The organism is Stenotrophomonas sp. 1278 (assembly GCF_029892765.1).
Classification (GTDB): Bacteria; Pseudomonadota; Gammaproteobacteria; order Xanthomonadales; family Xanthomonadaceae; genus Stenotrophomonas; species Stenotrophomonas indicatrix.
On record NZ_JARXWD010000021.1, the window covers coordinates 64,421 to 79,620 of the forward strand.

At 68.7% G+C, this 15,200-nt stretch carries 3 protein-coding genes; all 3 read right to left on the minus strand.

Translation table 11 applies throughout. From position 1 onward, the window contains the following. Positions 1 to 95 precede the first annotated feature (95 nt). Positions 96 to 1,982: a S8 family peptidase gene (locus tag M2299_RS16275; protein ID WP_223484590.1), complete on the minus strand. Its 1,887-nt coding sequence runs from the start codon at positions 1,980 to 1,982 to the stop codon at positions 96 to 98. Between the two features lie 161 nt (positions 1,983 to 2,143). Beyond that, positions 2,144 to 10,600 carry an ESPR-type extended signal peptide-containing protein gene (locus M2299_RS16280; RefSeq protein ID WP_280884691.1) on the minus strand — a complete coding sequence of 2,819 codons (8,457 nt, stop codon included), beginning with the start codon at positions 10,598 to 10,600 and terminating at the stop codon, positions 2,144 to 2,146. Between the two features lie 440 nt (positions 10,601 to 11,040). After that, entirely contained in the window at positions 11,041 to 14,925 is a 3,885-nt protein-coding gene (purL, locus tag M2299_RS16285; protein ID WP_280884692.1) for a phosphoribosylformylglycinamidine synthase, read from the minus strand. Between the last annotated feature and the right edge of the window lie 275 nt (positions 14,926 to 15,200).

A 15,200-nucleotide genomic window follows, 5' to 3' on the forward strand; every position in this document is an offset into this window, starting at 1 on the left:
CGTGGTTTCCACCCTCTCCGGTTCTTCTTTCGTAAAAAGACGAGGCCCGTCACACAGGTGACGGGCCCCGCTTATTCATTTACGACAGTCGGTTATTACTGGGTCGCCAGGATGCTCACCCCGCTGTAAGCGGCCTCACCCACCACCTTGATGTAGTAGGTACCGGCCACCGGCTTGGCCACGCGCACGGTTTCGGTATTGCCCGGGCGGGTCGACTTGGCATCGTTGTCGGTCGCGGTGGGCACGCGGCCCTGCGCCAGGTACACCGACACGTTGCCGCTGCCGCCGTAGGTCAGCACGCTCAGCGTCTTGCCGGCGGCCGCTTCGAAGGTATAGACGGTTTCGCTGGCGGCCGCACCGGCCAGCCCGCCCACGGTCACCTTGTTGGTCAGCGGAATGCCTTCCGGCTCGCAGTTCTCGGTGCACGGCTCCTTCAGCGCGGCATCCAGTGCGGCCTTGGCATCAAGGATGCCGCTGCCGATCGGGGTGGCCGCCGGGATGGTCACCGGGAACTTGCGCGCCGACTGCTTGAGCAGGGTTTCCAGCGCGGCCGGGGCCAGCGGTTCCTTGCCCTTTGCGATCAGCGCGCTCTGCACCAGGGCAGCCACCGCAGCGACGTGCGGCGAGGACATCGAGGTGCCGCCCTTGCCCATCAGCACCCACTCACCGGCGTCCGGGGTGGTTTCCGAACTGGAACCGACCTGCCAGATGTAGCCGTTCGGGTTGCCGTCGACACTGCCACCACCGCCGGGGGCCGACAGGTCTACCGCGGTGCCGTAGTTGGAGTAATAGGTGATGCCACCGGTGACACGGGTCGCACCCACCGCCACCACGTTGTTGCAGCTGGCCGGACGGTACTTGGACGCGTTGTCGGTTTCATTGCCGGCCGCGACCACCACCAGGGTGCCGCGCGAGACGGCGCCGTTGATCGCGTCCTGGTAGGCGGCATCGCAGGCGCCACCACCACCCAGGCTCATGTTGATGATTTCCGCCGGATTGGTGTTGGCCGGAATGCCCGGCACGGTGCCGCCCGACGCCCAGGTGATGGCGTCGCTGATGTCGGCCAGGGTGCCGCCGCACTTGCCCAGCACGCGCACCGGCAACACCTTGGCCTTGTAGGCCAGGCCTGCCAGGGCACTGCCGTTGTTGGTCACCTCGGCAATGGTGCCGGCCACGTGCGTGCCGTGCCAGGAACTGCCTTCCGGTTCGGAACCGGTGTAGCACTCGTTGGCCGTTTCCACCCAGTCGCCGTAGTCGGTGGCACCCGGTGCACGGCCATCGTTCGGGCGGCGCGAGGATTCCTTGTCACTGATGAAATCGTAGCCTTCCAGCAGGTTGCTGCCGAAATCCGGCACGCCCGGCAGGATGCCGGTATCGAGCACGGCGACCACGATGCCCTCGCCCTGCGAGAGATCCCACGCGGCCGGTGCATTCACACCACCGGTGGCGTTGAAGAAATTCCACTGGTACTGCGCGTAGTTGGGATCGTTGGGCACCAGTGCCGGCTGCGCATTGGTGGCACGCAGGTCCGAGCGCTGCAGGCGCACGTTGGCCACCGCGTACTGCACCGACGGATCGGCATTCAGTTCAGCCAGCACCTTCTGCATGTCGGCCGAGCCCAGCCGGGACTTCAGGCGGATCAGGTCGCCACCGGTACCGAGCTTGCGCTCCACCAGCGGGGAAAGTGCCGCAGCACGGCTGGTGGTGCCGCTGCTGACGATGGCACGCGACAGTGCCGACTGCACGACCGAGAGCTTGGTCGAACGATCGCTGGCGGCCGCGGTGCCGTTGCGGTACTTCACGATGATGCCGTCCACGCTCTGCTGGGCAGTGCTGGCCACGCGCGCCGGTTCCTTGGCCACGCCCGGCTTGGCCGCATGCGCCGCACCGACGCCGACAGTCAGCGACAACACGGCGGCAGCCAGCACATTGATGCGAAGGGTCTGCTTCTTGGTCACGTTCGAAATCCTCTTCAAGGTCATGGTTGAGCTTTCCTTCTCCGCCCGTTGCACGGACGGAGCTCACTACGGCCATCACTCCCTGCGACTGCCCTGGCTGGCCCACCAGGGTTGCCATGCCACGCCCCTTTGGCGCTCACTGCTCGACGTGCCGATGGATTGCCCACCGGCACGTTGTTGCGCACTTACCAGCCGAAGCCGGCACCGACGCCGACCGAGCTGTCATCACTGCTGAAGGCACCACCGACGGTGACCGTGGCGCGATCGCTGATCGCACGCTGGTAGCCCAGCGACATGGCCGACTCGCCGCCCTGGAAACCGATGCCGACGCCGACCCGGTTCTGGGTGCGGATGCCGGCGGCACTGGTGGCCATGTTGAGCATCGCTGCGCTCATCGCGCCCTGGCGGTCGATGCGGCGATCCATGTGGCGCAGGCGCCCATCGACTTCACCCTTGAACACATCGAAGCTGTCGGTGACTGCCTGCACGCGGCTGTCGGTGTAGCTGTTGGCGGTAGTGATGCCACGATCCAGCTGGCCCTTGTTGACCGCATCGGTGGCGGTGGTGCCGGCCGCCACGTTGGTGACCTGGCGTTCGTTGCCCTCACTGCCGACCGAGACGGTGTTGGCGCGATCGGCAACCGAGCCCTGGCCCAGCGCCACCGCATTGGCCGCCGTTGCACTCGCGCCCTGGCCGACAGCGGTGGACGATGCGCCGCTGGCGACTGCGCCATCGCCCATCGCGACGGCGTTGACGCCACCGCCTGCGACCAGTGCTGGCTGAGCACTGCCTGCGCTGGCAGCGGTCGGCGTGCCCTGCACACGGGCCGTTGCCGATCCGCCATCCGCCAGGCTCGCGTCGGTGGCAGCCGACGCCGTGGCCACGTTGGACGCGTCTGCGTCCAGCGGAGCGGCCATCGAACGCAGGCTGGCCGCGCCGGAACGCGTGCCGCTGGCGGTGCGACGATCGATCTCGCTGACCTTGCGGTCCAGTGCGCCCAGCGCGTCGCCGACGTTGCTGTAGGTGGACCCCTGGATCACATAGTTCGGCGCGACGAACACACCCTGCATGCCGACGCTGGCACCGCCGCCGAGGAAGCTGGCGGCATCGCTGAGCGACTGGAACAGCTGCCCACCGTTGATCGCCTGGCGGCTGCCAGAGGCGATGCTGCCGGCGCCGACGTTGTCGATGGTGGTGCCCTGGATACCGGCCAGGGTCAGGCGGTCACGGCTGGCATCGTCGTAGCCGACCGAGCTGGCCGCGCTGGTTTCAACGGTGGCGATGCGCGAGTCGAAATCACCGACCCGGGTTTCCACCGCACCCACGCGCTGGTTGGTGACGTTGAGCTGTGAACCGGTCACGGCGTCGCTGCTGCCGGCGGCGATGCGGCCATCGGCAACGTTGACGATGCGGCGCGTAGCAGGACCATCAGTGCCGTTGCCGCCGCCGACCGACACCACGTTTGCATCCACCGCACGCGCGCCGGCACCGAGTGCCACTGAGTTGCTGCCGGTGACGGCGGCATTGGCGCCTACGGCCAGTGATGCGTTGCCGACGGCGCTGGCGTTGCTGCCCAGTGCATTGCTGCGGTTGCCACTGGCAGTGGCACTGGAGCCCACCGCCACTGCGTTGGTACCGCTGGCAGTGGCGGTGCCGCTGCCGTTGGCACGGAAGTGCCTGCTGGTGGCGTCGGCGGTGGAGGCCACCGCATCCAGCTGGCCCTTGTTCACCGCATCGTTGGCCTGGGTACCGGCGGCCACGTTGGTCACCTGGCGGTTGATCGCGCTGTGGCTGACTCCGGCAGCATCGACCCACTCCTGCGCCGCACCCACCGATACCGCGTTGGCACGGTCGGCCAGCGAGCCTGCACCGAGCGCCACGCTGTTGTCGGCGTCTTTGGTGGTCCAGGTATTGCTGCCCAGCACGGTGGCATTGGTGGCCTGCGCATAGCTGTTGTAGCCGACCACGGTGGCACCGTCCTCGGTGGCCCATGCCTCGCTGCCGATCGCGGTGGTGTACTGGCCCGTGCCGACGCTGTTGGCGTCCTGTCCGGCCAGCGCGTTGAAGCCGACCGCCACGCCATTGAGCCCGGTGGTGGCATTGTTGCCCAGTGCGGTACCGAACTGGCCGGCGCGCGCCTGCACGCCGAAACCAGCACCGGCGATCTGCGCGACGGTGCCCTGGCCCACGGCTGTGGACACTTCGGCGGCCTGCGCGCCACTGCCCAGCGCGGTGCCGAAGAAGGCGGACGTGGCACCGGCGCCGTAAGCGGTGGACTGCCAGCCGTTGGCCGACGAGAAGTTGCCGACGGCGGTGGCTTCGCGACCATCAGCGGTTGCGCCATAACCGACGGCGGTTGCGGCCAGCCCATTGGCCTGGGCGATGCCGCCGACGGCGACCGCACCGATGCCCTGCGCCTGGGACTGCGCACCGAGGGCCACACTGGCCGGGCCTGCGCTGCTGCTTTCCACGCCGATGGAAATCGCGCCACCGGCCGTGCTGCTGGCGCTGCTGCCGATCGCCACACCGTCTTCACCACTGGCCAGCGCATTGAAGCCGACGGCGGTGGCGTTGACCGCGACCGCGGTGGCACCACTGCCGAGCGCACTGGCGCCATTGCCGATCGCATTGGCCGCTTCACCGGCCGCCAGCGCATTGTCACCTTCGACGTAGGCACCGGCGTCGCTGTCGGCGCTGCCGCTGGCCTGGAAGTGCTTGCTGGTCTTGTCGGCGACACTGGCCACGGCATCCAGCTGGCCCTTGTTCACTGCATCGGTGGTCTCGGTGCCGGCGGCAACATGGGTGACCTGGCGTTCACCGCCCGCGCTGCCGACGGCCACCGTGTTGTCACGGTCGGCCTTCGAACCCGCGCCGAGGGCGACACTGTTGACACCGTTGGCGGTCGCGCTGGCACCCAGGGCGGTGCTGTCAGCCGCATCGGCCCATGCATTCCAGCCGATCGCGGTGGCGTAGTCATCGGTCGCCCAGGCACCGGCACCGAAGGCCGCCGCACCGGTACCGCTGGCACGCGACGGGATCAGGCCGAAGAAGGTGCTGCCGCCGATGGCGACACTCTCTGCGCCACTGGCTTCGCTGGACTGGCCGACGGCTACGGCGCCGCTGCCTGCTGCCGCCGCTCCGAAGCCGACAGCCGTGGTGTTGGCACCGGTCGCTGCCGAGCCGTAGCCCAGCGCGGTGCCGAGGCGGCCGCTGGCTTCGCTGTAGCCACCGATGGCAGTGGTGCCATCGGCCGAAGCGGCACTGCGGAAACCGCTGGCCAGCGACTGCGCACCGCTGGCGACGGCTTCCGCACCGTTGGCGGTGCTGTAGACGCCGCTGGCCTGTGCAGCGGTGCCGGTAGCGGTGGCGCTGATTCCACTGGCTACCGCGCCGTTGCCGAGTGCGGCACTGTCTTCACCGGTGGCCTGCGCGTTGCTGCCCACCGCAGCCGCATTGCTGCCCGTGGCCAGCGAGTTGATGCCCACGGCGGTCGCGTTGGCGGCCACGGCCGTGGCACCACTGCCGAGCGCGGTGGCGCCATTGCCGATCGCATTGGCCGCTTCACCGGCAGCCAGTGCGTTGTCGCCTTCCACATAGGCACCGGCATCGCTGTCGGCGCTGCCGCTGGCCTGGAAGTACTTGCTGGTCTTGTCCGCCGTTGCAGCGACAGCATCGAGCTGGTTCTTGTTGACCGCATCGGTGCCTTCGGTGCCAGCCGCCACGTGGGTCACCTGGCGTTCGCTGCCGGCACTGCCGACGGCCACCGTGTTGTCACGGTCGGCCTTGGAGCCTGCGCCCAGGGCGACGCTGTTGGCACCGTTGGCGGTAGCGCTGGCGCCCAGTGCCGTCGACTCGGCGCCATCGGCCCACGAATTCCAGCCGATTGCAGTGGCGTAGTCGTCGGTGGCCCAGGCACCGGCACCGAACGCCGCTGCGCCGTAGCCACTGGCACGTGATGGCACCAGGCCGAAGAAGGTGCTGCCACCAATGGCCACGCTCTCATCGCCGCTGGCTTCGCTGGAATCACCCATCGCCACCGAGCTGGCGCCCGACGCAGCAGCAAACACGCCGGCAGCGGTGCTGTTGGCACCACTGGCCTCGGTGCCATAGCCCAGCGCCGAGCCGAGGCGACCGCTGGCTTCGCTGTAGCCGCCGACTGCGGTGGTGCCGTCTGCAGAGGCTGCCGAACGGAAGCCACTGGCCAGCGACTGCGCACCGCTGGCGACCGCCTCGGCACCGTTGGCCGTGCTGTACACCGCCGTCGCCTGCGCGCCTGCACCGGTTGCGGTGGTGCTGGTTTCGCTGGCCACCGCGCCGCTGCCGAGCGCCGCACTGTCTTCGCCCGTCGCCTGTGCGTTGTTGCCCACCGCAGCCGCATTGCCGCCGCTGGCCAGGCTGTTGAAGCCTACCGCCGTAGCGTTTGCCGCTACCGCCGTTGCACCACTGCCGAGTGCGGTGGCGCCGGTGCCGATCGCATTGGCGGCCTCACCGGCGGCCAGCGCGCTGTCACCTTCCACGTAGGCACCGGCATCGCTGTCGGCGCTGCCGCTGGCCTGGAAGTACTTGCTGGTCTTTGCGCCTTCGGCAGCCACCGCGTCCAGCTGATCCTTGTTCACCGCATCGGTACCCTGGGTACCAGCGGCCACGTTGGTGATCTGGCGGGTGTTGCCGCCGCCACCGACCGACACGGTGTTGTCGCGGTCGGCAATCGAATCGGCACCCAGCGCCACGCTGTTGGCACCGCGCGATTCGGCCGCGTTGCCCAGCGCGGTGCTGTTGATGCCCGGCGCATAGGCGCCGCCACCGACCGCAGTGGAATAGTCGCCGGATGCTTCGGTCGCCAGCAGGCCGAACAACGAGCCACCGACGGCCACGGCATTGGTGCCGGTAGCCAGGCTGCCCTGGCCGGTGGCGGTGCTGTAGGCACCGGATGCTTCCGAATCGCCACCCAGCGCGACGCTGTTGGAACCGGAGGCGTTGGCGAAGTTGCCGAAGGCAGTGGCGTTGAATGCCGAGGCGTTGGCGTAACCGCCGATGGCGGTGCTGTAGCCACCGGTCGCTTCGGCGCCGATGCCGAATGCTGCCGAAGCGGTGCCACTGGCCACGCTTTCACTGCCGACCGCAGTGGCGGCCTCACCGCTGGCGTTGCTGAAGTAGCCTACCGCCACGGCTTCTTCGCCGCTGGCTTCGGACAGCACGCCGCTGGCGGTGCTGCCAGCGCCGCTGGCCACTGCGGCCGCGCCGAACGCCGCACTCTGTTCGCCGCTGGCTTCGCTCTCGGCACCATGAGCAGTGGCGTATTCGCCGGTCGCCTGTGCGTTGGCACCGATGGCGCTGGCATTGGCCGCGCTGGCCAGGGCATTGAAGCCGATGGCCTGTGCGTTGCCGGCCAGTGCATTGGCGCCACTGCCGAGGGCGGTTGCGCCGTTGCCGATGGCGTTGGCCGATTCACCCGCGGCCAGCGCGTTGTCACCTTCCACGTAGGCACCGGCGTCGCTGTCGGCACTGCCGCTGGCCTGGAAGTACTTGCTGGTGGTCGCGGCACTGGCTGCAACCGCGTCGAGCTGCGACTTGTTCACCGCATCGGTGGCCTGGGTGCCGGCCGCCACACTGGTGATCTGCCGCTCGTTGCCGACGCTGCCCACCGACACGCTGCGGTCGCGGCTGGCCACCGAACCTGCACCCAGTGCAACCGCGTTGTTGCCACTGGCCGTGCTGCCCGCGCCCAGGGCGATCGCACTTTCACCGCCGGCCACCGTGTTGGTGCCGATGGCGATGCTGTTGATGCTGTTGCCCAGCGCCTGGAAGCCCAGCGCAACACTGTTGTCGCCGTAGCTGAAGGCGCCGCGGCCGACGGCGGTGGAACTGGTGCCGTTGGCCCAGCTGTTGTAGCCGATGGAGGTGGCACCATTGGCGCTGGCCCATGCCGCCGGACCAAACGCCGAGGCATTGCGGCCGGTGGCCCACGCGCCGGCACCGAAGGCGGTGGCGCCTTCCTCGCTGGCAGTGCTGTAGCCACCCACGGCGGTGCTGTCATCGGCCTTGGCGAAGGCGCTGTCGCCGATGGCGACGGCATAGCTGCCGGTAGCGCGCGACTTGCCGCCTGCCGCGAAGCTGTTGTCGCCGGTGGCCTGCGCCGCATTGCCGAAGGCGCTGCTGCTGGCACCGGTCGCCTGCGCGGCATTGCCGACGGCGGTGGAACCGGCCGAGGCGGTGGTGGCGATCTGCACCGGGTTGCCCTGCTCATCCAGCAGCGGCTGGTTGTATTCGTCGTAGGCCTGGCCGAGGCCACCCACGGCTACCGCACCGTCACCGTCGGCGAAGGTATTGCGACCCAGTGCCACGCTGTCGGCGCCGATGGCCGCCGCGCCTGCACCCTGTGCCAACGCACCGGCACCGATGGCGTTGCTGGCCGAACCCGCCGCCACCGCACCCTCGCCTTCTGCGTAGGCACCTGCATCGCTGCCGCTTTCCGGCTGCGCCTGGAAGAAGCGCGCGGTGGTGTCGGCGGTGCTGGCCACGGCGTCCAGCTGTGCCTTGTTCACTGCGTCGGTGGCTTCGCTGCCGGCCGCCACGCTGGTGATCTGCCGCTCGTTGCCGGCACTGCCCACGGCCACGCTGTTGGCGCGCACCGCTTCGGAATTGGCGCCCAGTGCAACGCTGTTGGCACCACGCGCAGTGGCGTAGTAGCCGACGGCGGTGCTCTGCGTGCCACTGGCCCAGGTCTGTGCGCCCAGCGCACTGGCGTTCTCGCCCGGTGCATAGGCGAAGTAGCCCACTGCGACCGACTCGGCACCGGAAGCCTCGGTCAGGCTGCCATTGGCCACGGCCTGGTCGCCGCTGGCGATGGCACCGGCACCGACGGCGGTGGCCGCTTCGCCACTGGCCTGGGTCTGCACGAAGAAGCCCAGGCCCGGGATCAGGTCGGCCGGGCCACCGATGGCCACGCTGCTGGTGCCGGTAGCGTTGCTCTGCGTACCGACGGCGGTGGAATAGTCGCCGATGGCGTTGGAGACAGCACCGAATGCCGACGACTGCGCACCTGCCGCATAGGCTCCTACGCCGTACGCCGACGCTGCGAAACCACCGGCATCGGCGCTGGCGCCGACGGCGGTACCACCGACCCCCGCACTGGTGGCGCCGGTCTCTACCGGCACGCCACCACTGGTGATCAGCGGATTGCCATCGGCATCCACCGCAGCACCGCCGACGGCGACGCTGCCCGGGCCGACTGCCTGCGCGTTGTTGCCGAAGGCCGCGCTGTTCTGGCCAGATGCAAGCGCGTTGTTGCCGACCGCGGTGGCGTTCTGCGCGACGGCGGTCGCACCTGCACCGACGGCGGTCGTACCGTTGCCGATCGCATTGGCGGCTTCGCCAGCGGCGAGCGCGTCATCTCCCTCGGCCAACGCACCGGCATCGCTGTCGCTGCTGCCGGTGGCCTGGAATCGCTTGGCGGTGGTATCGGCTACCGCTGCCACGTCCTTCAATTGAGCGACGTTGACCGCATCGGTATCTTCGGTACCGGCGGCAACGCTGGTGATCTGCCGGGTCAGGCCGTAGTCGACCGCACCCACCGACACGGTATCGACGCGGTCGGCCAGCGAGCCGGCGCCCAGCGCCACGCTGCCGGTAGCCACGGCCGCCGAATTGGAACCCAGCGCGGTGCTGTATTCGCCCACCGCCGTGCTGAACGCACCGACGGCAATGGAGGCTTCGTTGGCGGCGGTCGCACCGCGGCCCAGCGATGTGCTGCCAGGGCCCATCGCCACGGCACCCGCGCCGACCGCGGTAGCGCCATCGGCGCTGGCTTCGGACAGTGCACCCAACGCGGTGGCTGCACCGTTCTCGCTGGCGGCCACGGCACTTGCGCCTACCGCCGTATCGCCAAGACCGAAGGCGGCCGCACTCTGCCCGACCACTACGCTGGCATCACCCAAGGCGAGCGCGTTCTGGCCGAAAGCACTGGCACCAAGTCCTGCGGCAATGGCCTGGGTGCCGACCGCGGTGGTGGCGTTGGCCAGCGACTGGCTGCCACTACCGACCGCGATCGCGCCCTGGCCTTCGATCTTTGCCGCGTCGCTGTCATCGCCAGCGCCATCGGCCTTGAAATAGCGGCTGCCCTCGGCCGCCGCCTGGGCAAGCGCGGCCTGCGTGGCGCGCGCCTGTGCATCCAGCTGTGCCTTGTTCACCGCATCGGTGGCGGCGGTACCGGCGGCGACATTGGTCACCTGCCGTTCCTTGCCTGCATCACCGACGGAGACGGTGTTGGCGCGCGTTGCCTTGGAGCCGGCGCCCAGCGCCACGCTGTTGGCGCCGGTGGCGCTGGTACCCGCGCCAATCGCCACCGCGTTGCTGCCCTTGGCGCTGGCACTGCCATCGACCGCGCACTTGTCCAGCACCTTGCTGTTGAGCACCACGCAGTTCGCGCTGCCCCCAATCTCGACCGACTGCGCCGCAGCGATGCCGGTCATGCCCAGTCCCATTGCCAAGGCCAGCGCTGCAGCCAGTCGTGCCGGCGCGGCATCGGTCGCACCGCGGCGCTGGTCGACGACCCCGCCTGATGAGCTGGAAGAGGCCAGTTCCGAGGCCACCACCAACTGACCCAATGCTTTGTTCCAGACCTTGCGATAAATCCGATTCATCGGTACGGCTCCTGATTGGACTGGTTTTGGGCAAAGCAACGCCACCGCCGAGCCTTCGTGGCCCAACGTCCCCTGGGGGCGTTTATTCGCGTGATTTACTGCGGGGTATTGCCGTACGGCGCGCAGGGACAGAAAACCGAGCGCATGCGCCGTGCGGTTACTGCGGGATGAACAGATTTGAAACGGGGGTCAAGTGTTAACGTCATCTTTGCGAATCGTCAAGACTTTGACGCAGCAAAAGCCATTGCCGTGAAGCAGTTCACTGTTTCACTTGTTTATGTACGTATTTTGTTAGGTATACGTGATGGAATCTTCACGTATGAAAACGTATGTAACTGATGGCCAGCACAGGAATTTCCGTATTCAAAAAGAAAAACCCGCCGGTTTCCCGGCGGGTTTCCATACGCGATGGCATCGTCAGCTGCGCAACACGTGTGCGATCAGCCGCACCACACCCGTGCGTTGCGGAACATGCGCATCCACGGTGAATCACCCTGCCACTCGGACGGGGCCCAGCTCAGGTTGAGCGCGCGCGGGGTGCGCTCCGGGTGCGGCATCATGATGGTCACCCGGCCGTCGGTGCTGGTCAGGCCGGTGATGCCGTCGGGCGAACCGTTCGGATTCAGCGGGTACTGGCTGGCGACGTTGCCGTTGCCATCGATGTAGCGCAGTGCGACACGGGCTGTGGCCTGGTCGACGGCGCTGTCGAACACCGCCTGGCCTTCGCCATGTGCCACCGCCACCGGCAGGCGCGACCCGGCCATGCCACGCAGCAGGATCGACGGCGACTCCACCACTTCCAGCAGCGCGGTGCGGGCTTCGAACTGCTCGCTGGCGTTGCGGCGGAACTGCGGCCAGTGTTCGGCACCGGGGATGATGTCCTTCAGCTGGCTCATCATCTGGCAGCCGTTGCACACGCCCAGGGCGAAGCTGTCCTCGCGCGCGAAGAACGCGGCGAAGGCATCGCGCAGCGCAGTGCGCTCGAGGATCGAGGTCGCCCAGCCGCGGCCGGCACCGAGCACGTCGCCGTAACTGAAGCCACCGCAGGCAACCAGGCCGGTGAAGTCCTGCAGCGCCACGCGGCCTTCGATGAGGTCGCTCATGTGCACGTCGAACGCGCGGAAGCCGGCATGTTCGAAGGCGTTGGCCATTTCGATCTGGCCGTTGACGCCCTGTTCGCGCAGGATCGCAACGCGCGGACGCGCCCCGGTCTGCACGAACGGTGCGGCAACATCCTCATTGGGATCGAAGCTCAACTTCGGCTTCAGGCCCGGCGCGGTAAAGGCGCGGGCGATCTCGCGCTCGGCATCGGCGTTGGCCGGATTGTCGCGGCGCTTCTGCATCGCGTGGGTGACCGACCACCAGGCATCGAACAGCGCTTCCCAGCGCCATTCGGCCAGCGAATCACCACCCAGCGACACCCGCACCACCGGCGCAGTGGTCGGCTTGGCGATGCGCTGTGCGCACTCGGTCAGCGCATGGCGCTCGACCAGGTCGGCGAACGCGGCGCGGTCTTCGCGGGCGATCTGCACAACGGCGCCCAGCTCTTCATTGAACAGGCTGCGGAACGGGTCATCGCCCCAGGCATCGAGGGTGATGTCCAGGCCCAGGCGCGAGGTGAAGGCCATTTCGCACAGCGCGGCGAACGCACCACCGTCGCTGCGGTCGTGGTACGCGCGCAGCAGGCCGGCCTGGCGTGCATCGCGGATCAGCTCGAAGAAGCCACGCAGGCGCTGCGGGTCGTCCAGGTCCGGGGCGGCACCGGCGAAGGCCGGCAGGTCGCCGTGGTCGGCATGCACCTGGGCCAGGATCGAACCGCCCAGGCGCTGCTTGCCGGCACCGAGGCCGATCAGCCACAGCTCGCTGTCGATATCGCGGTCCAGCAGCGGGGTCAACTGCTGGCGCGCATCGGCCACCGGCGCGAACGCGGTGATGACCAGCGACACCGGCGACACGCTCTTGTGCGCCTGCCCCTGGTCGTGCCACTGCGCCTGCATCGACAGCGAGTCCTTGCCCACCGGGATGCTGATGTCCAGCTGCGGGCACAGTTCCATGCCCACCGCCTTCACCGCGTCGTACAGCAGCGCGTCTTCGCCCGGGTGGCCGGCAGCGGCCATCCAGTTCGCCGACAACTTGACTTCATCCAGCGCATCGACCGGGGCCGCGCACAGGTTGGTCAGCGCTTCGCCAACGGCCATGCGGGCCGAGGCCGCCGCGTCCAGCAGCGCCAGCGGCGTGCGTTCGCCCAGTGCCATCGCCTCGCCGGCCACGCCGTCGAAATCTGCCAGGGTGATCGCAACGTCGGCCACCGGCAGCTGCCACGGGCCGACCATCTGCTCGCGCGCGGTCAGGCCGCCCACGCTGCGGTCGCCGATGGTGACCAGGAAGTTCTTGGAGGCCACGGTCGGGTGTGCGAGCACGCGCAGCCCGGCTTCCTGCAGATCCAGGCCACCGGTCTTCAATGCCGGCCAGCGCGGTGCCGGCGGGTGCGCGGTATCGCGGTGCATTTTCGGCGGCTTGCCGAACAGTACGTCCATCGGCAGGTCGATCGGCGCGTCGGCCGGGATGTTGCCCGGCACGGCACCATAGGCCACCACCAGGTGTTCGGCTGCGGTGGCGACACCGACCGCAGCGAACGGGCAGCGCTCACGAGCGCACAGCGCGGCGAATTCGGCCAGGCGCTCCTGCGCCACGCCGAGCACGTAGCGCTCCTGCGACTCGTTGCACCACAGCTGCATCGGCGACAGCGACGGATCGTCGGTGGGCACCTTGCCCAGGTCGATGATGCCGCCCACGCCGGAATCGTGCAGCAGTTCGGGAATGGCGTTGGACAGGCCACCGGCACCGACGTCATGGAAGAACTTGATCGGATTGCCGGCGCCCATCGCCACGCAGCGGTCGATGACCTCCTGGCAGCGACGCTCCATTTCCGGGTTGTCGCGCTGCACGCTGGCGAAGTCCAGGTCCTCGGCGCTCTCACCGGAAGCGACCGAACTGGCGGCACCGCCGCCGAGGCCGATCAGCATCGCCGGGCCGCCGAGCACGATCACGGCATCGCCGTCCTGCAGCAGGATCTTGTCGACCTGCACGCGATCGATGGCGCCGAGGCCACCGGCCAGCATGATCGGCTTGTCGTAGGCGCGCACGAGGTCGGCGCCTTCCGGCAGTTCGAAGCTGCGGAAGTAGCCGAGCAGCGCCGGGCGGCCGAATTCGTTGTTGAACGCGGCGCCGCCGAGCGGGCCGTCGGTCATGATCTCCAGCGCCGGGGCCATGCGCGGGTTCAGCGCACGCGGCGCTTCCCACGGCTGCGGCAGCTCGGGAATGCGCAGGTGCGAGACCGAGAATCCGCTCAGGCCGGCCTTCGGCTTGCCGCCACGACCAGTCGCACCTTCGTCGCGGATTTCACCACCAGCGCCGGTCGACGCGCCCGGGAACGGCGCGATCGCGGTCGGGTGATTGTGCGTTTCCACCTTGATCTGGAACGCGCTGGGCACCTGCGGTTCACGGCGGTACTCGCCGCTGGCCGGGTCCGGGCGATAGCGCGAGGCCGGATGGCCTTCGATCACCGCCGCGTTGTCGCTGTACGCGCTGAGCGTGTGCTGCGGGGTCTGCTGGTGGGTGTTCTTGATCATCCGGAACAGCGAGCGGTCCTGCTCCTGGCCGTCGATGGTCCAGCTGGCGTTGAAGATCTTGTGCCGGCAGTGCTCGGAATTGGCCTGCGCGAACATCATCAGTTCCACGTCCGACGGCGACCGGCCCAGCGCGGTGAAGCGCTCGCGCAGGTAGTCGATCTCGTCCTGCGCCATGGCCAGGCCGAGGCGCTGGTTGGCGGCCTCCAGCTGGTCCACCGGCACGCGCTCGAGTTCGCCACGGGCCGGGGTCGAGAACAGGGACTGGCCCTGATCGACGCGCTCCAGCACCGACTGCGTCATCGGGTCGTGCAGCACCTTGACCAGTGCCTGCTGGGCGGCAGCGTCTGTCGGCCAGCCCTGCACGTCGATGCGCAGGCCGCGTTCGACCCGGCTGACCGGCTGGCCGGCACCGCGGACCAGCTCGCTGGCCTTGCTCGACCACGGCGACAGCGTGCCCAGGCGCGGCACCACGATGCGGCTGACCGCACCGTCAGCAACCGCCTCGGACTGCGGGCGGGCTTCCAGGATGCGGCACAAGGTATCGACGTCGGGGGCGGCAGTGCCCTCGGCCTGCACGAAGTAGACGTGCCAGGCACCGCTGATGCGCAGGGAGGGAGCGATGGACTGCAGGCGGGATTCAAGACGTTCGCGGCGGAACGGCGACAGGGCGGGCGCGCCCTCGAGGACCATCATGTCCGGGGAACCGTAGTTGGGAAACGGGCCCGACATTGTACCGGAAGCGGGGGATAGGCTTCGGCCGGGCGGCGCCCGGCACCCGCCGAAGCGGTAGTGCCGGCCGCTGGTCGGCAACCTCAACAGCAACAGCCGAAGCAACAGCAGAAGCTGGCATTCCGTGGGATGGCGGGGTGGGTGCGGTTGCGGGGGACGCCGTAAACCCATCCCTGGGGGCTTGGCCGCGGCATCCATGCCGCGGACACCCCCGCAACCGGACCCACCCCGCCTTCGAC